At 71.7% G+C, this 16,870-nt stretch carries 16 protein-coding genes; 7 read left to right on the top strand and 9 right to left on the bottom strand.

What is annotated here, in order from left to right; all coding sequences use genetic code 11:
• Positions 1-107: 107 nt before the first annotated feature.
• Positions 108-1,292, bottom strand: a complete 1,185-nt coding sequence (locus tag BLT82_RS38265; RefSeq protein WP_244529743.1) for a hypothetical protein — start codon at positions 1,290-1,292, stop codon at positions 108-110.
• A 108-nt stretch (positions 1,293-1,400) separates the two neighbouring features.
• Positions 1,401-2,831, bottom strand: coding sequence for an ROK family transcriptional regulator (locus BLT82_RS30145; protein WP_093660545.1), 1,431 nt, complete (start codon positions 2,829-2,831; stop codon positions 1,401-1,403).
• A gap of 56 nt (positions 2,832-2,887) precedes the next feature.
• Between BLT82_RS30145 and BLT82_RS30140 the strand changes: the two genes are divergently transcribed.
• Together BLT82_RS30140 and BLT82_RS30135 are read left to right on the top strand one after the other, a co-directional pair.
• Positions 2,888-4,012, top strand: a complete 1,125-nt coding sequence (locus tag BLT82_RS30140) for a Gfo/Idh/MocA family protein (RefSeq protein WP_093660543.1) — start codon at positions 2,888-2,890, stop codon at positions 4,010-4,012.
• On the top strand, positions 4,009-4,494 hold the full coding sequence (locus BLT82_RS30135) for a heme-degrading domain-containing protein (protein WP_093660541.1): 486 nt from the start codon (positions 4,009-4,011) through the stop codon (positions 4,492-4,494). The genes BLT82_RS30140 and BLT82_RS30135 overlap by 4 nt, the downstream gene beginning before the upstream one ends.
• Positions 4,495-4,739: 245 nt before the next feature.
• On the opposite strand, the gene BLT82_RS30130 is transcribed toward BLT82_RS30135, so the two are convergent.
• The 4 genes from BLT82_RS30130 to BLT82_RS30115 form a co-directional block, all read right to left on the bottom strand.
• Entirely contained in the window at positions 4,740-5,600 is an 861-nt protein-coding gene (locus tag BLT82_RS30130; RefSeq protein WP_093660539.1) for a fumarylacetoacetate hydrolase family protein, read from the bottom strand.
• 150 nt (positions 5,601-5,750) lie between these two features.
• Positions 5,751-6,506: a YidC/Oxa1 family membrane protein insertase gene (locus BLT82_RS30125; RefSeq protein ID WP_093660537.1), complete on the bottom strand. Its 756-nt coding sequence runs from the start codon at positions 6,504-6,506 to the stop codon at positions 5,751-5,753.
• A 119-nt stretch (positions 6,507-6,625) separates the two neighbouring features.
• Positions 6,626-6,937, bottom strand: coding sequence for a DUF6412 domain-containing protein (locus tag BLT82_RS30120; protein WP_093660535.1), 312 nt, complete (start codon positions 6,935-6,937; stop codon positions 6,626-6,628).
• Between the two features lie 242 nt (positions 6,938-7,179).
• Positions 7,180-8,001 carry a class E sortase gene (locus BLT82_RS30115; protein WP_093660533.1) on the bottom strand — a complete coding sequence of 274 codons (822 nt, stop codon included), beginning with the start codon at positions 7,999-8,001 and terminating at the stop codon, positions 7,180-7,182.
• An 87-nt stretch (positions 8,002-8,088) separates the two neighbouring features.
• On the opposite strand from BLT82_RS30115, the gene BLT82_RS30110 reads away from it, so the two are divergent.
• The 4 genes from BLT82_RS30110 to BLT82_RS30095 all read left to right on the top strand — a co-directional run bounded on the left by BLT82_RS30110 (position 8,089) and on the right by BLT82_RS30095 (position 13,476).
• Positions 8,089-9,093, top strand: a complete 1,005-nt coding sequence (locus BLT82_RS30110; protein WP_093660531.1) for a tetratricopeptide repeat protein — start codon at positions 8,089-8,091, stop codon at positions 9,091-9,093.
• A gap of 56 nt (positions 9,094-9,149) precedes the next feature.
• Positions 9,150-12,281: a DEAD/DEAH box helicase gene (locus BLT82_RS30105; RefSeq protein WP_093660529.1), complete on the top strand. Its 3,132-nt coding sequence runs from the start codon at positions 9,150-9,152 to the stop codon at positions 12,279-12,281.
• Between the two features lie 298 nt (positions 12,282-12,579).
• Entirely contained in the window at positions 12,580-13,032 is a 453-nt protein-coding gene (locus BLT82_RS30100) for a hypothetical protein (RefSeq protein ID WP_342029429.1), read from the top strand.
• A 159-nt stretch (positions 13,033-13,191) separates the two neighbouring features.
• Positions 13,192-13,476, top strand: a complete 285-nt coding sequence (locus BLT82_RS30095; protein ID WP_208868088.1) for an acylphosphatase — start codon at positions 13,192-13,194, stop codon at positions 13,474-13,476.
• Positions 13,477-13,624: 148 nt separating this feature from the next.
• Here the strand turns inward: BLT82_RS30095 and BLT82_RS30090 are convergent, their stop codons facing one another.
• Positions 13,625-13,891, bottom strand: a complete 267-nt coding sequence (locus BLT82_RS30090) for a DUF1876 domain-containing protein (RefSeq protein ID WP_093660525.1) — start codon at positions 13,889-13,891, stop codon at positions 13,625-13,627.
• Positions 13,892-13,950: 59 nt separating this feature from the next.
• Complete coding sequence (locus BLT82_RS30085) at positions 13,951-14,394, bottom strand: SRPBCC family protein (RefSeq protein WP_093660523.1); 444 nt, start codon at positions 14,392-14,394, stop codon at positions 13,951-13,953.
• 355 nt (positions 14,395-14,749) lie between these two features.
• Here BLT82_RS30085 and BLT82_RS30080 point away from each other — a divergent pair, with 355 nt between their 5' ends.
• Complete coding sequence (locus BLT82_RS30080; protein ID WP_093660521.1) at positions 14,750-15,052, top strand: hypothetical protein; 303 nt, start codon at positions 14,750-14,752, stop codon at positions 15,050-15,052.
• Positions 15,053-15,328: 276 nt separating this feature from the next.
• On the opposite strand, the gene BLT82_RS30075 is transcribed toward BLT82_RS30080, so the two are convergent.
• Positions 15,329-16,777, bottom strand: coding sequence for a DUF445 domain-containing protein (locus BLT82_RS30075; protein ID WP_093660519.1), 1,449 nt, complete (start codon positions 16,775-16,777; stop codon positions 15,329-15,331).
• Positions 16,778-16,870: the final 93 nt, after the last annotated feature.

Genomic DNA, 16,870 nt, shown 5'->3' with positions numbered 1-16,870 from the left:
TGACGACGGTTCCCCGTCCCTGACGTCGCGACCTGCCTGCCATGAGGAGGTCGCGCAGAGCCAGGCGCGCCGCGTTCGTCTCCGGAAGCCGGGGCCCGGGGAGGGCGCTACCGGGACCGGCGCCTCATCATGAGCAGCACCACCGCTCCGACGAGGAGCACGCCACCGGCCGTGGCGAGGCCCACCGAGTGCCAGGGGCGGGTACCGGTCGCGGCGAGTTCGTGCGCGTCCTGCCAGGCCGAGCCGTCCTTGCCGTTCCCGTCACCGGGGGCTCGGGACCCGCTCGGCTCGCCGACGGGCTCCGAGGGACGGTCGGTGGGCTCAGGGCCGAGGATGTCGAAGCGGTAGTCGTTGGACTCCCCCACCCAGTCCCCGTCCGCCCCACGGCGCTGGACCACGGCGGCGTTCGCCACGACGGCGTCCGGGGCCGTGGTGCGGTCGGGAAAGGCGAGCCGTACCCGTACGGAGAACGCGCCGCCGGCCGGCAGCGACAGGCCCGCGAACCCGCCCGAGCCGGCTCCGAAGGCACCGACGGCCTCCCCCTGGTCCGTCTTCTCGATGGTGACGGGCCGCCAGATCCGCGCGGCTCCGTCGAAGAACTCCAGCCGGACCCGGTCCGGCGGGATGGCCCGGCTCTGGCCGGCGAGCACGACCACGGGGTGGATGTTCAGACACGGCTGGGCCGTGGTGTTCGACAGCTCGACCGAGAACTCATGGGCGTCGCCGCCGGCCCGGTACTCCTCGGGGCCCCGCACGATGCGGGTGGCGATCGGGAACTCGACCGCGTTCAGATCGCCGCAGGACGGCTGCTGTTCGACGGGCCCGGCGCCGGGTGCCGCGGGCGAAGCGGCGTTCGGCGTCATGGTGTGCGGGGCGGTGGGGTTCGGCGCGATGGGGTTTGGCGCGGTGGGGTTTGGCGCGGTGGGCTGCGGAACCACCGGCAGGGGAACCGCCGGCAGCGGAAGCGCGGGTCGGGGAGCCGAGGGCTGGGGCGCGAACGGCTGCGGCACGGCGGACGCGGGCGGAACGGGCCGGGGGGAGATGCGCCGCGGTGGGGTCTGCCGGATGGCGGGAGCGGACTGCGGCGCGGCGGGCTGCTGCCGGCCGGTGCGGGGCGGCGTGGCCCGAGGGGATTCCGTGCTGGGCGGGGCGGGGTGCGGTGGGGCCGAACTCGACGCCGCCGGGGCGGGCTGCGGGGTCTGCACGGCGTGCGCGGGAACCGGTCCCGCCAGGGCGACGGGGGCGAGGGCGGCGGCGACGGCTCCGGCGGCGAGGGCGGTGCGCAGGCGCATGGGGAACCTCAGCAGATCGCGGGCGTGGGCGGCGTCGGCAGCGACGCTGCCACGCGCCGGCGCACCGGCCGCGTACCGACACCGCACCGCGGCCCGAAAATCACACAATTACGCCCGGTTGGCGGAGCCCGTCGCCTCCATGCGACCGAACAGCGGGGCCAGGACGAGCTGTGCCGCGCCCTCCGCGACGGGGTACGCACCGGTCTCGGCCAGCGCGACGTGCACGGCATCGTCGCCGATCACGGCGCGGACGCCGCGGACGAACGTCTCCGCGTCGGCGAGGACCGTACGCCCGCCGAGCAGCACCTGGTCGACGTCGAGCAGCCGTACGAGGTTGGCCGCCCCGGTGCCCAGGACCCGGGCCGCTTCATCGATCTCTCCGCGGGAGACGGCCGCGAGGCACAGCGCCTCGATGCAGCCGCGGTTGCCGCAGGGGCAGACGGGGCCGTCGAGTTGCACGACCTGGTGCCCGAACTCCCCCGCACCCGTACGCGCCCCCCGGTGCACCGCCCCGCCGATCACGAGGCCGGCGCCCAGTCCCGTACCGAGGTGGAGATACGCGAACGACCCGGGGGCGTCGGAGGCGGGGACGGATGAGAAGGCGGGGGCGGCCCCGTCGACCGCCCCGGCCGTGTGACGGGCGGCGAGGGCCTCGGCAGCAGCCGCGCCCCCGCGGCCGGAGTCGCCCAGCCCGGACGGGGCAGCGAGGGCCGCTCCCGGACCACCGGAGCCTCCGGATCCCGGAGCGACCTCCGCCGCTTCCGGCCCCTGAGCTCCCGCGGCCGCCTCCGGGCCGCCCGGATCCCCGGGGGGCCCGGCTCCCGGACCACCCGCGACCCCGGCTTTCGGGCCGCCCGCGACCCCGGATTCCGAACCGCCCGCCGCTTCCGCCCCCGTTCCGCGCGCCTGACCATCCGGGCGCCCCCGGAGCGCGAGCGCCAGGGCCGCCGCGTTGGTGTCCTTGTCCAGGACGACCGGCAGGCCGAGCCGTTCCGCGAGTTCGTCGCGGAGCGGGACGCCCGCCCAGCCCGGCGCGCCGGTCACCCGGCCCGGCACCCCGCTCCAGTGGTCCAGCGGTCCCGGCATGCCGACCCCGACCCCGAGCACCCGTTCCGGTCCGTCCGCCAGCAGCGCGCGAACCTCGTCGGTCGCCGCCGCGATGACGCCCGGTACCGCCCCGTCGAGCTCCAGTGCCCGGGAGCGGGAGGCGACGACCGTGCCGGCGAGGTCGACGAGGACGGCCGTGAGCTCGTCACGGTCCAGATGGAGCCCCACGGCGTGCGCGGCCGACGGCACGAGGCGCAGCACGGTCCGGGGCTTGCCCCCGGTGGACGCACGACGGCCCGCCTCGGTCGCCAGACCGTCCCCTCGCAGCCTCGCCGTGATCTTGCTGACTGCCTGGGGCGTGAGTCCGGTGCGCTCGGCCAGCTCCAGCCGGCTGATCCCGTCCTCGTCGGCAGCCCTCAGCAGATCCAGTACCAGCGCTGCATTGTGACCGCGCAGAACCGGAAGATTCGCACCCGCGTTGCTCCACTTCACCCCGCCATTGTGCGGTGCGCTTGCGCTTTGGCAACAGCGTTGCTTAAGTGGGGCCCATGACTGGCAGCACTGGCACCGGCGCCGCGTCCGGGAACCGAGCCCCGGCCGGGCCCCCCTTCCGCGTCGGACTCGTCGGCTACGGCCTGGCGGGTTCGGTCTTCCACGCCCCGCTCATCGCGGCCACCGAGGGCCTCGTCCTCGACACGATCGTGACCTCGAGCGAGGAGCGCCGGGAGCAGGCCCGTGCCGAGTTCCCCGACGTGCGCTTCGCCACCACGCCGGACGAGCTGTGGGAGCGCGCGGACGAGCTCGATCTGATCGTCATCGCCTCGCCGAACAAGACGCACGTCCCGGTCGCCACCGCCGCCCTCGAGGCCGGGCTCCCCGTCGTCGTGGACAAGCCGATCGCCGGGACCGCCGCCGAGGCCCGCGGGCTCGCCGACCTCGCCGAGAAGCGCGGCCTGCTGCTCTCCGTCTTCCAGAACCGTCGCTGGGACAACGACTTCCTCACCCTCCGCCGTCTGATCGAGGACGGCGAGCTCGGCGAGGTCCAGCGCTTCGAGTCGCGTTTCGAGCGCTGGCGCCCCCAGCTCAAGGGCGGCTGGCGCGAGTCGGGCGCCCCGGAGGAGATCGGCGGCCTGCTGTACGACCTGGGCAGCCATGTCGTCGACCAGGCCCTCGTCCTCTTCGGACCGGCGGTGCGGGTGTACGCGGAGTCCGACGCGCGCCGCCCCGGTGCCGAGACCGACGACGACACGTTCATCGCCGTCACGCACGCCGGAGGCGTCCGCTCGCACCTGTACGTGAGCGCGACGACCGCCCAGCTCGGCCCGCGCTTCCGGGTCCTGGGCTCGGCCGCCGGCTATGTGAAGTACGGCCTCGACCCGCAGGAGGCCGCGCTGCGGGACGGCGACCGTCCGGACCCGGACCGGCCGTGGGGCGAGGAGCCGCAGGAGCTGTGGGGCCGCGTGGGCTCGGGCGAGTCACCGCTGACGGGCGGCGGACACCCCGTGGAGACGCTGCCCGGTGACTACCCGGCGTACTACGCCGGGATCGCCGCCGCGCTGCGCGACGGCACCGCCCCGCCGGTCACCGCGTACGAGGCGGCCGACGCCCTCGGCGTCCTGGAGGCGGCCCGCCGCTCCGCCCGCGAGGGCGTCACGGTGGAGCTCGGCGCATGAGCGGCAGCGGCACCCGGCCCGGTTTCCCCGACATAGCCGTACTCGAGGCGCAGGAGGAGCGTCTGACGCTTCGCCGGTTCACGTACGAGGACGCCTGGGCCCTCGGCTCGGCACTGGTGGAGCTGGCACGCGAGCGGCAGGCGCCGGTCGCGATCGACATCCGGCGCGGCGGGCAGCAGCTCTTCCACTGCGCCCTCGCCGGGTCGTCAGCGGACAACGACGCCTGGATCGACCGCAAGCGGCGGGTCGTCGAGCGCCACGGCGAGAGCTCGCTCCTCGTCGGCAGCCGGTTCCGCGCCAAGGGGACGACGTTCGAGGAGTCGTCCCGACTCGACCCCGACCGGTACGCGGCGCACGGCGGATCGTTCCCGATCCGCGTCGAGGGCGCCGGTGTCATCGGCACGATCACGGTCTCCGGCCTTCCACAGGTCGAGGACCACGCGATGGTGGTCGAGGCGCTGGAGCGCCTCCTCGCCACCTGAGGACCCGCGGAGGGGGTGAATCCCCCGCACCCCCTCCGCGACCCTCCCCTCTTCTCCTCCTCTTCGCCCCCGTCCTCCTCCTCTTCGCCTCTGCTCGTGTGGCACGTGTTCGCCCCTGTCGGGTGGTACGTGCCGCGCCCCGGGCGCGAGCGGCGCCCGGGGGCGCGTACGGCGCCTGCCGGTGCGGCCGCACCTGCGCCGGCCCCTTGCGCGGCGCCGGCGGACGGCCGCCTGGCCGTGCGGCCCTACGCGTCCTTCAGCAACTGGCGCTGGCGTCCGAGCCCTTCGATCTCCAGCTCGACGACGTCACCGGCCCGCAGGAACGGCTTGGGCTCCGGCTGCCCCAGCGCCACACCCGCCGGCGTACCGGTGTTGATGACGTCCCCCGGGTACAGGGTCATGAACTGGCTGACGTACCGGACCACTTCGGCGACCGGGAAGATCTGGTCGGCGGTGGAGCCGTCCTGCCTCAGCTCGCCGTTGACCCAGAGCCTCAGGGGCAGCGCCTGCGGGTCCGGCACCTCGTCGCGCGTCACCAGCCAGGGTCCCAGCGGGTTGAACGTCTCGCAGTTCTTGCCCTTGTCCCAGGTGCCGCCGCGCTCGATCTGGAACTCCCGCTCCGAGACGTCGTGCGCGACCGCGTAGCCTGCGATGTGCGCCAAAGCCTCCTCATGCGACCCCAGATAGCGTGCGGTGCGCCCGACGACCACGGCCAACTCGACCTCCCAGTCCGTCTTCTCGCTGTTGCGGGGCACGAGGACAGTGTCGTCCGGGCCGACGACCGTGTCGGCCGCCTTGAGGAACACGACGGGCTCGGCGGGGGTGGCCGCACCCGTCTCGGCCGCATGGTCGTGGTAGTTCAGCCCGATGCACACGACCTTGCCGATACGGGCGACCGGCGGTCCGATCCGCTCCCCGGCCGCGTCGAGGACCGGGAGTTCGCCCGCCTCGGCGGCCGACCGGATCCGCCCGAGCGCTTCCTCGTCGGCGAGCAGCGCCCCGTCGATGTCCGGCACCAGCCCGGACAGGTCCCGCAGCGTCGTCCCGTCCCGGTCGAGCAGCGCAGGCCGTTCCGAACCCGCCGTACCGACACGCAGCAGCTTCATCTCTGTTCTCCCTGTGGTCCCTGTTGTCGAGGTGGCCCCGCTTGAGGAGTCCCCGCGTGCGGCGGAGGGGAATGTGCGGCTCATCAGAGGTTTGGCCGATCCTCCAAGACAGGCGAACAGCCCGCAAGACCCCGTTCACAACCTGGACCATTACCCAGCAGTAGCGAGCGCCCCCGCAGCCGGGGCGTCCCGGTACAGGAACACCCTCTCCACCGCACTCCACGTCGTGCTCGTCACCACGTAGAGCGCGGCCGCCAGCGGCACCACGGCGACGGTGATCAGCGTCGCGAACGACATCAGCGGCAGCAGCTTCGTCATCGCACCCATCCCCGGCAGCGCCTGCTCCGGCCGGTCAGGCCCGGCGGCCGCGAGCTGCCGCCTGGTCCGCAGATACGTGAACGTGGCCACGACGGCGACGACCCCGAACAGGGCGAGGTACACGGTGCCGGCCGGCCCGAACACCCCGCCCTCCCCCAGCGCGTCCGCCCACCGGCCGCCGAGCTCGGCACCGAGCAGGCTGTGCCCGAGCAGCTCGTTCGCCTCGCCGCCGATCCGGGAGCTCGAGAACAGGTGGTACATGAGGAAGAACGCGGGCAGCTGCAGCAGGCCGGGCAGGCAGCCCGCCAGCGGCGAGACCTTCTCCTTCGCGTGCAGCTCCAGGACAGCGCGCTGCAGCCGCTCCGGGTTCTTGCCGTACTTCCCGCGCAGCTCGGCCATCTGCGGCGCGAGCCGGGCCCGCTCCTTCTGCCCCCGCGCCGCCGCGCGGGACAACGGGTGGACGGCCAGCCGTACCAGCGCGGTGAACAGGACGATCGCGGCGGCGGTGGCGGAAGTGTGGAACAGCGGCTGGACCAGCTCGGCCAGCCGGCCGACCAGGGAAGCGAACAGGGACGTGAGTGCGGACATGGAGGCCCTCCGGGTCTCGTCGTGCCGGGAAAAAATCGACATGTCGGCATGACGGCCCGCGAAGGGACGCATGACCCCGCCATGGGGTATGCGCGAGAAAGGTCGGGGAGGTGGCGCCCCTACGCGGCCGTCGTCGAGGGACGGCCGGGAGCCCTGGGGCGGCAGCGGCCCGCCGCGTCGGGATCGCGCTGCGGCAGGAACGCCGTGCGCTGCTCACGATCACGGAGAGCGGTGCGTATTCGTGTGGGCGGCACCCGCGGCACGGACCGCGAGAGGATCAGCGCACAGGCGACGAGCGCGGCACCGGCCGCCGCGGTGGCGGCGAGGGCCACAGCCGTGGAGAGCCCGATGCCCTCGGCGACGAAGACTTCGACGAGGATGAAGAGCAGCAGCGCGAGCGGTCGCAGCACACGCCAGGTCTGACCGGCCATGCGTGCTCCTCCCCGCTCCCGTGCACCGCCCCGCGCCGTGCGCGATGGACGTGCAGCTCCTCCAGTGATACGAACCTCCATTCGTTATACACGAGCGGAATGACCTCCGGGTTCCCTGTGGAAAACCTCGGCGACGCACCTCACATCCGGCTCTCGGGCGCTGCCTGCCTCCGGCGCCGTCCCCGGTCTCCGCACGTGCCGGGCCGGCCGGTCCGGGCTCCAGGAACGCAACCCCCCGGGGATCACCGCGGCCGCATCGCGGCGAGCTTCCCCCACACCACGAGCCGGTACCTGGACGTGTACTCGGGCGTGCACGTCGTCAGCGTCACGTAGTGGCCCGGCTCGTCGTACCCGTACCCGGGTCTGACCCCGCTCCGCGGCACGGCCGCGATCACCCCGCCGTCGCGCGCGGACGTCTGCGCCAACTGCTTGTCCACGACATAGGTGAAGACGCCGGTGCGGGTCTCCACCTCGATCCGGTCGCCCCTGCGCAGCCGGTTGATGTACCGGAACGGCTCGCCATGGGTGTTGCGGTGGCCCGCGACCGCGAAATTGCCGGCCTGCCCGGGCTGCGCGGTCCGCGGGTAGTGCCCGACGTACCCCCTGTCCAGCACACCCCGCTTGGCGACGCCCTGGGCGACGGGTGCGACGACACCGAGCCGGGGGATGCGCAGCACGGCGTACGCCCGGTCCCAGCGCGGCGCGGCCTCCCGGGAGTCCGGGCCGCCGCCGGACTGTGCGCCCCGGCCCGGCGTGCCCTCCACCGCACCGCCCGCCGCGCCCGTTCCACCGCCGCCCGCACCCGCCCCGGCATCGGGTTCGGGCGCCCGCACCCACTCCCGCTCCAGTGCCTCCACCTGCCGCGCGGCACCCTCCTTGGCCTGCCGGTTGGTCCACCAGAGCTGGTGCACGACGAGCAGCAGCACCACCACACCCAGGGTCACGGTCATCTCGGCGCCGGCCCAGAGCGCGCGGGCGAGCCCGACCCGGACGCCCGCCCCTCCGGCCCGCGTCCGGCGCCTCTGCACGACCACAGGTATCCGCCCGGCTCCCCGCCGGGGCATCCGCTCCCGCACGGGCGGCACGATAGGGGCAGCCCCTCCAAGTCACCAGGCCCCTGCGGAGCCCCGTACAGCAGTACGGTGTGCTGCATGCGCCCCGACACGCCTGCCGACCACACCGCCGAAGCCGAGCGTCTGCTGCGCACAGCGGAGCAGTACCCGGAGGACCGTGAACCGCTGCTTCTCCAGGCCGCGGCCCATCTGGAGCTCTCGGGCGACCGGGCCCGCGCGAGCGGCCTGTACGACAGCCTCCTCGCCGACGCCCCGGACAACACCCATCTGATCAAGGCACTCCAGGCGGCCAATCTGTGGGAGTACGGCCACGAGGCGGAGGCCCGCACGCTGATCGACGGCATCCGCACGGCGGCTCCGGACGACGCGGCGCCGTGGGAGATCATCGCCGAGACGCTGGAGGCCCACGACGAACTCGACGCGGCCCACTCCACCTTCACCGAGGCCGTCACCCGGCTGATCGCCCCGGACGAGGAGACCTCCCACTCGACCCAGTCCCTCCTCTCGGGCCGCCACCGCGTACGCCGCCTCCTGGCGCTGCCGCACGACGACTGGGACACCCTCGCCGACCGCCTCCACCCGGCCGCGGTCCCGCTGGACGAGCTCCACGACCCCAAACGCCTGTGGGCCCTCGGCTCCTCGGATCCCATCGAACTGCGCGCCGAGATCGACCGTCTCCGCTCCGAACTGGGCACCTACCGCGCGGCCCTGTCGCGCCCCTTCCCGGTCGCGGTCCTGCACTGGCCGTCACCCGAACTCACCGAACTCCTGGGCACCTACCCCTCGCTGACCGCGGAGTACCCGACCCACGAAGCCCACCTGACCGCCATCGAGTCCGCCCTGCGCGACCTCGCGGCGACGGGCACGGGCAACCTCGGCATCGTCACGGGCACGGTCCCCTCCTACGAGGCCTTCGCCGCCTCGGAGGCCACCTCCCCCGCGGACGCGTCCCTCCTCCCCCAGTACGCGACCACGCTGGCGGCCCGCGGCAAGGCAACACCGTGGCCCCCGACGAAGGGAGCACTGTGCTGGTGCGGGTCGCGGGTGGCGTACGGGGAGTGCCACGGGGTGGGACGGGGCTGATCTCTGTCGGTGGTCGCTGATATTCCTTGGAAGGGAGCAACAGGGGAGGGGAACAGGTGACGGGGTCTGCCAACGCAGAGCAGCCGGTTGCTGGGCTCTACGAGCAGTTGATCACCTTGCGGCTGGAGAGTCGGCTCAAGGACCTGAGTGCTGATGGCCAGTGGCACGCGATCGACGGCGTCGTGGGACCCGAATCATCGCCCCACGTCATCGCCCGTCACGTGGCGGAGACGACGAGGCTGGTGCTTGAACGGCTGCCTGCGGCAGACCGGGTGCACGCGGCGAACCACATCCTCGAGTCGATGAGCACCGTCGAAGGGGCTCGCGAGTGGGTGGACCTCGTCGCTGAGGGGCCACGACAGTTGCTCGCCGTCGCCGAGAAGGAAGCCGAGGGCGTGTACGCCATCCGCCCTGCGACGCCGCTGTCCGACACGGCACTCATCACCAACTCTCCGGAAGACCCGAGCCTCGGTTTTGAACTGCGTGCCGAACTTGCGACGGCTGACCGCGTCGATCTGCTCTGCGCCTTCGTGAAGTGGCACGGTCTCCGCGTCATCGAGCAGTCCCTCGAGGCCGCTCACGCTCGCGGTGTGCCCATTCGCGTCCTCACGACCACGTACATCGGTGCCACCGAGCGGCGGGCCCTGGACAAGCTGGTCCAGAAGTTCGACGCACAGGTCAAGGTCAACTACGAGCTGCGCTCCACACGTCTCCATGCCAAGGCCTGGCTCTTCCGCCGAAACAGCGGCTACGACACGGCATACGTCGGGAGTTCCAACCTGTCGAAGGCCGCGCTCCTCGACGGACTGGAGTGGAACGTCCGGCTCTCGTCGGTTGCCACGCCGGACGTGCTGCGCAAGTTCGAGGCGACCTTCGACTCCTACTGGAGCGACTCGGCGTTCGAACTGTACGACCCGGACCGCGACGCCACACGTCTCGATGACGCACTCCTGCAATCGGGCCGCGGGACCCGCAGCGCCGAGGAACGTCATATCACCCTCTCCGGACTGGAGGTACGTCCCTACCCCCACCAACGGGACATGCTGGAACGCCTCGAGGTGGAGCGCGAGCTCCACGGACGCAGCCGGAACCTCCTGGTCGCTGCGACCGGCACCGGCAAGACGGTCATGGCAGCCTTGGACTTCAAGCACCTGCGAGAGAAGCACGGACGAGACCTGCGGCTCCTCTTCGTTGCCCATCGTCAGGAGATCCTCAGGCAATCACTCCGCACCTACCAAGACGTGCTCGTCGAAGCGAACTTCGGGGAGGAGTTGCATAGCAGTCTCGTTCCCCGCGAGTGGAATCACGTCTTTGCGAGCGTTCAGTCACTCAACTCCCAGATTCTTGACCGCTTCACCCCGAACCACTTCGACGTCATCGTCATCGACGAGTTCCACCATGGAGTCTCACCCACCTATCGGAAGATCATCGATCATTTCACTCCTCGTGAGCTGCTCGGCCTGACCGCGACGCCGGAGCGGATGGACGGGCGCAACGTCCAGGACGAGTTCTTCGAAGGACGCATCGCAGCGGAGATGCGACTGTGGGAAGCGCTGGAGAACGAACTCCTAAGCCCCTTCCACTACTTCGGCGTGACCGACAATACCGACATGAGCGCCGTTTCGTGGAAGCGCGGCTCGTACGACGCATCGGAGTTGAGCAATCTCTTCACCGGCAATGATGCTCGAGCACGCCTCGTGGTACAGGCCGTCATGGACAAGGTTTCCGACCCAGCCTCCATGAGGGCTCTGGGTTTCTGCGTGTCGGTGGCACACGCCCGTTTTATGGCCGACTTCTTCTCTCGTGCCGGCCTGGAAGCTGTTGCACTATCGGGTGACACCCCCCGGAATGATCGAAAGGCCGCGCTGGACGCACTGAAGTCCGGCGAATTGCAAGTCATCTTTTCGGTCGACCTCTTCAATGAGGGTCTCGACCTTCCGGATGTCGACACGCTTCTTCTCCTGCGCCCCACATCAAGCGCAACAGTGTTCCTCCAGCAGCTCGGCCGAGGGCTCCGCCGAACCACGAGCAAGGCCGTGCTGACCGTTCTAGACTTCATCGGTCAGCACCGCAAGGAATTCCGCTTCGAAGAGCAGTTCCAGGCCCTGACCAATCTGACGCGAAATCGCCTGCTGAGCAACATCGAGCGGGATTTCCCACTACTTCCCTCTGGGTGCCAGATCATCCTTGAGCCCAAGGCCAAGGAATCGATCATCAATAACATCCGCAGCCAGATCGGCATCAACGTCACACAACTGGCACGGGAGGTGAGGCAGTACGCGGAGCCTCGCCTCTCCCCGTACCTGAAGGAGAGCGGCCGCAACATCAACGAGCTCTACAGAGGCAGCGGGAACTCCTGGACGGGCCTTCTGCGCCGCGCCGATCTGCTCACCTCCACCCCAGCGGAGGGGGAGGACGCACTCCTCAAAAGGGTTTCCGCGTTCCTTCACGTAGACGACCCTCAACGTGTGGCCGCCTACACGAGACTCCTAGAAGACGACGCCCCGTCCTACGACGAGCTCGATGACCTCGACCAGGCATACGCACGCATGCTCTTCTTCTCGCTCTGGCCACTCGGCGGCTTCCGCACCTACCAGGCAGCCTTCGACTCACTGCAGACCTTCCGAAATTTCCGGAGCGAACTCCGACAGGTGCTGGTCCACGTCCTCGACCAGGCGGACCACGTCCCCCGCGCCCTGCTCGGCGGGCTCCCCCTCAAGGTGCACGCCTCATACAGCCGCGAGGAAATCCTCCCCGCCCTTGGGCAGTCTCACATCGGGGGCTTCATGCCCGGCCACTTCCGCGAGGGTGTCAAGTGGTGCGAGAGCGCACAGATCGACGCGCTACTGATCACGCTGGAGAAGGACGAGAAGGACTTCTCCCCGCAGACCCGCTACCGGGACTACGCCCTGAGCGACTCCCTTTTCCACTGGGAGTCGCAGAACCAGACATCGAACACCTCCCCCACCGGCATCCGCTACCAGACGCACAAGGAGCTGGGCAGCCACGTCCTCCTCTTCGTCCGCCGCTACAAGAAGACGGACATCGGCGGCCCTCAGCCCTGGATGCTGCTCGGCCCTGCGGACTACGTGCAGCACGAGGGGAGCAAGCCGATGGGGATCACCTGGAGGCTTCGGCACCAGATGCCGGCGGATGTCTGGACCTACTCAGCGGTCGCCGCCAACTGACAGCGGCGGGTGCTCGCGGCTCGGATGGGATGGCGGAACAGCTCACGAGATCCATCCGGACCTGGTGTCACCCCCTCGACCAGCCGAGAGAGGCGGGGCCCGCGTACCGCCCGGTGAAGTTGTTACCTCTGTAAGTGGTGGGTCCCCCGGTGCGGTCGTAGCGTCGATACAGGAGCAACCGTTCGAAGGAGGTCGCGAGCGCCTGTCCGGATGCGGTGTGGGGTGTGGGGGCGCGCCGGGTGGTAGGGGTGCGGGGACGGTGGGCCTGGTGGCTCGGGGAGAGACGGCTGGAGCAGACATGCAGAGACACAAGCTGAGGACCGCGGCCATGATCCTCGCCGCGACGTCGCTCGCAGTGGGCCTTGTACCGGCCACCGCCTCGGCGTCCCCCTCCGTGGCGGCACAGCCCGGTGACCAGGTCGTGGTCGTGGACTGCTTCATGAAGGCGCAGGTGCGCCCGAGCGAGTTCCTGATCGCCTGCGGGGACGGCAACAGCGGGCTGACCGAGCTCAAGTGGTCGTCATGGGGGCGGACGTCCGCCGTGGCCACCGGGCTGAACGTGGTCAACGACTGCAAGCCCTACTGCGCCGCGGGCAAGTTCCACTCGTACCCCGTGAACGTCAGGTTCGAGCGCCCGGAGGCGTGGGAGAAGAACCCCGATCAGCAGCGGTACGGGCAGCTCCACCTCAGCTTCCCCGGCAGCAGGCCCGAGCACCTGCCGCCCGAGGTGACGTACAAGCTGTGGGACTGAGGGACACCGGGGCCCGTTCCTGACTCGGGACCGGTACGCCTCCCGGCTCGGGGCCGACCGGCTTCCCGGCTCGGGGCCGGTCCGTGCCGATGTTTCCGCGCCGCGGTGAGCGCCGCGCCGCCGCCGGGCCCGGCCCTCCTGCTCTTACGATCCGGAGGCATGGTGCGCAAGCGCGTAGTGGTCTCCGGGACGGTCCAGGGCGTGTTCTACCGGGACACATGTCGGCGGGTCGCCGAGGAGCATGCGGTGACCGGGTGGGTCCGGAACCTGACCGACGGCCGGGTCGAGGCCGTGTTCGAAGGTGGGCCCGACGCAGTGGAGACGCTCGTCCGGTGGGCGCGGCTGGGCCCGCCGTCCGCCGATGTGCGGGCGGCGGAGGTGTGGGACGAGGAGCCCGAGGGGCTTGTGAGGTTCGAGGTACGGCACAGCTCCGGCGGCGGCTGACCGCCGCACGGGATCTTCGCGGCCTCGGCCGGGATCCGCGGTGGCCCGGGCGGTCGCGCCGCGCACGCGCCGGCGGCCGGGGATGTCCGTCCCCGGGCCGCCGGTGCGCGGTGCCGGTCGCCGCCGGCGGCCGCGGTGCCGGTTCGGATCACATGCCGATGTCCGCCGGCCGGTGGGTGTGGCTCTCGACGTCTGCCGCCGCGCGGCCGACGAGTTCATGGGCCAGCTCGGAACAGGCGCGGGCCGCTGCCAGTTCCTCGCCTATCTTCGCGTCCGGGGTGTCGCCCGGATTGCGTCGCGCTATGCCCTTGCCCTCGACGCCGGGAGCGTTGGGACCGGTGAGGGAGGCCTTGCAGGCCGTCCGCGTTCCGTCCTCCTCGAACGACAAGTCGATGTTCCAGTGCTGCGTCGTCATGACGGGTCACCTTCGCCGTACGGTTCCGTCGGCCCCGTCTCACGCGGGGCACTGTGTGGTCAGGTGAGGGGGTGCGTCCGTTCCACCAGGTCCTTGAACTGGTGGAGGTCCGCCCGGACGGTCCTTTCGATGGCGGACGACTGGGCGAATCCCCTGGGGCCTCCGAAGGCGTCGTGCGCCTCCGCGGGGTCGTACTCCATGCGCAGCTGCATCCTCGTGTGGGTTGCGTCGATCGGGAGGAGCGACACGGAGCCGCTGAGGTGCGGGGTCTCCGTGGTCCTCCAGGTCATCGTCCGGTTCGGACGGAGATCGTCCGTGGCGGCGTCGAGCCCGAAGGCCCGCCCCGCCGCGGTCTCCACGTCCACGTGCACGCCGGAGGTCCCCTCGCGCCGGGCATCCCGTACGCCTCCGACGAACTGCGGATAGTCCTCGACCTGGTGCAGGTGGTTCCAGACCACGTCACCGGGCGCCGTGATGTCGATCTGTTCCTCGAGAGTGGGCATGACGGTCTCCCTGCCTCTCCTTCCAGGGTGCGTTCCGCGGCGCCGCACCGCAACGGATCCGGGCGGTGGGCCGCCCGGCCGGGGGCGCTCCCACGTCGGCCCGCGGGCGGCCAACCGGCCGGTCGGGCACGGGGTCTTCGACGTCGGCGGACGGCGCCTCCGCCGGTCCGCGCGCCCGTCCGTCCGGCACGACCCCGGCGCAAGGTGGCGAAACCGCTCGTTTAGGCTCGAATGCCGATCGAATGGATCGACGGGCGCACCGGCCGCCGACGCGAGACGGTCCCACGGACCGGTCCACGGGCGGTGCCGGTCCGACCGTGCAGTGCGATGAAGCAGCGAACGAAGGGCGGCACCCATGGCCAGGATTCCCGCAGCGGCAGTCGCGGCGAGCGGCCTCGTCGGCGGTTACGGAGTGGCCCGGTGGACCGGGAAGCGGCCGCTCGGCGGGGCCGCGCTCGCCGCGGCCGGAGTCGCCGCGGCGCGCCAGTGGCAGCAGGAGGCGGGCGGGAAGGCCGCGGCCGGGCTGAGCGCGGCGTACGTGGCCGCCTTCGCCGGATCGCACCCGCTGGCCAAGAAGGTGGGCGCCTGGCCCGCCGTGTTCGCCGTGGCCGGCGGCATGGCGCTGGCGTCCTGGGCCGTCACCCGCCGGGCCGGCTGAGCGGTCGTTCGGGACCCGGCCGCTCGACGACCGAGGACGGGCCGAAAGCGGCCGGGAAGCATGGCCGAAAGGCGCCCGAAGGGCATTGAACGGGGGCGGCGGCCCGTCCGTACTCAAGGGCAACTCCCCCATGGTGGCTGGGTGCGTAACCGGAAGACAGGTTCCGGTTACGCACCCAGCGCTTTCCCACGGCCCTCGACCACGACGCGTCCGCGCGGCCTGCCACGCGGCTACCGAGCGGGGGCCGCGCTCCACGCTCCTCGCCCCGTCACCGCGTCAGCCGCCGATCGCGTGCGCCACCGTGTAGATCAGGAGGCCGGCGAGCGCACCGACGACCGTGCCGTTGATACGGATGAACTGCAGGTCACGGCCGATGTGCGCCTCGATCTTGCGGGAGGTGTGTTCGGCGTCCCAGCTCGCGACCGTGTCGCTGATCAAGGACGTGATCTCCTCGCGGTAGGTCGTCACCACGTACACGGCCGTGTTCTCGATCCAGCCCTCCAGCTTGCGCTGCAGCCTGCCGTCCGTCGCCAGTCGGGCCCCGAGCGACATCAGGGATGCCCGGGCCCTCAGCCGCAGTTCGCTGCGCTCGTCCTCGGCCGCGGAGATGATCATGGCGCGTACGGACGACCAGGCCGACGCGATGATGTCCTGCACCTCGGGGCGGGAGAGCATGTCGGACTTCATGCGCTCCACCCGCGTCCGGGTGTCCGTGTCGGCCTGGAGGTCGGAGGCGAAGTCGGCGAGGAAGCGGTCGATCGCGGTGCGCGCCGGGTGGTTGGGGGCGTCGCGCATCTCGGTGACGAAGCGGATCAGTTCCTTGTAGACCCGCTCGCCGACCTTCCGGTCGACGAAACGAGGCGTCCAGCCGGGAGCTCCGCCCTGGATGGCGTCCATGACCGAATCGCCGTGCGTGACGAGCCAGTTGTGGGCACGGGCGCAGATCAGGTCGACGGCTCGGTGGTGGGCGCCGTCGGCGACGATCTTGTCGAGCGTCTTGCCGATGCCCGGCGCGATCTCGGCGGTCTCCGCGCGACGGGTGATGGCCTCGCCGACGACGGCCTGGACGTCCGAGTCCCGCAGGACGGCGAGCGCACCGCGCAGGGCGGTGGACAGTTCGGCGGTGACACGGTCGGCGTGGGCGGGTTCGGCAAGCCAGGCACCGAGCCGGCCGCCGAGGGAGAGCCCGCGCAGCCGGGCCCGTACGACGTCCTCCGAGAGGAAGTTCTCCCCCACGAAGTTCCCGAGCGATGCGCCGAGCTGGTCCTTCTTGTTGGGAATGATCGCGGTGTGCGGGATGGGGATGCCGAGGGGGTGGCGGAACAGTGCGGTGACCGCGAACCAGTCGGCCAGGGCGCCCACCATGCCGGCCTCGGCGGCCGCGGCCACATAGCCGGGCCAGCCCTCGATGCCGGAGTTCCTGGCCCATGTGGCGAGCGTGAAGATCAGCGCCACGAGGAGGAGCAGACCGGTGGCCGTGGCCTTCATCCGGCGCACGCCTCGGCGCTTCTCCTCGTCGGCCTCGGTGTACGCGAAGGAGGCGAGCGGCGCCGGGCGCGGCGGCCGGGCGCGCCCGGCCTCGGCTCCGGGGCCGCCCGGCCCTGACCGGGGCCCGTCACCGGTGCCCTTGCCACCCGCTGCGCCGGACCCCCCGGACTGCCCGGGCCGGCGACCCGTGCCCTTGCCGCCTTCGGTGCCCGGCGCGGCCTCCGCGGCGCCGGGCACGGACCCGTCAGCCGCGCCGGGGCCAGCGGCTCCTGGCCCGTCGCCCGCGCTCCCGCCGACGGACCCGGACCCGGCGCCGGCGCCGGACCCCGG

Origin of the sequence: Streptomyces wuyuanensis (assembly GCF_900103455.1) — a bacterium.
Classification (GTDB): domain Bacteria; phylum Actinomycetota; class Actinomycetes; order Streptomycetales; family Streptomycetaceae; genus Streptomyces; species Streptomyces wuyuanensis.
Note: the sequence above shows the minus strand (reverse complement) of the source record. Positions and strands in the feature narration are given on the sequence as shown.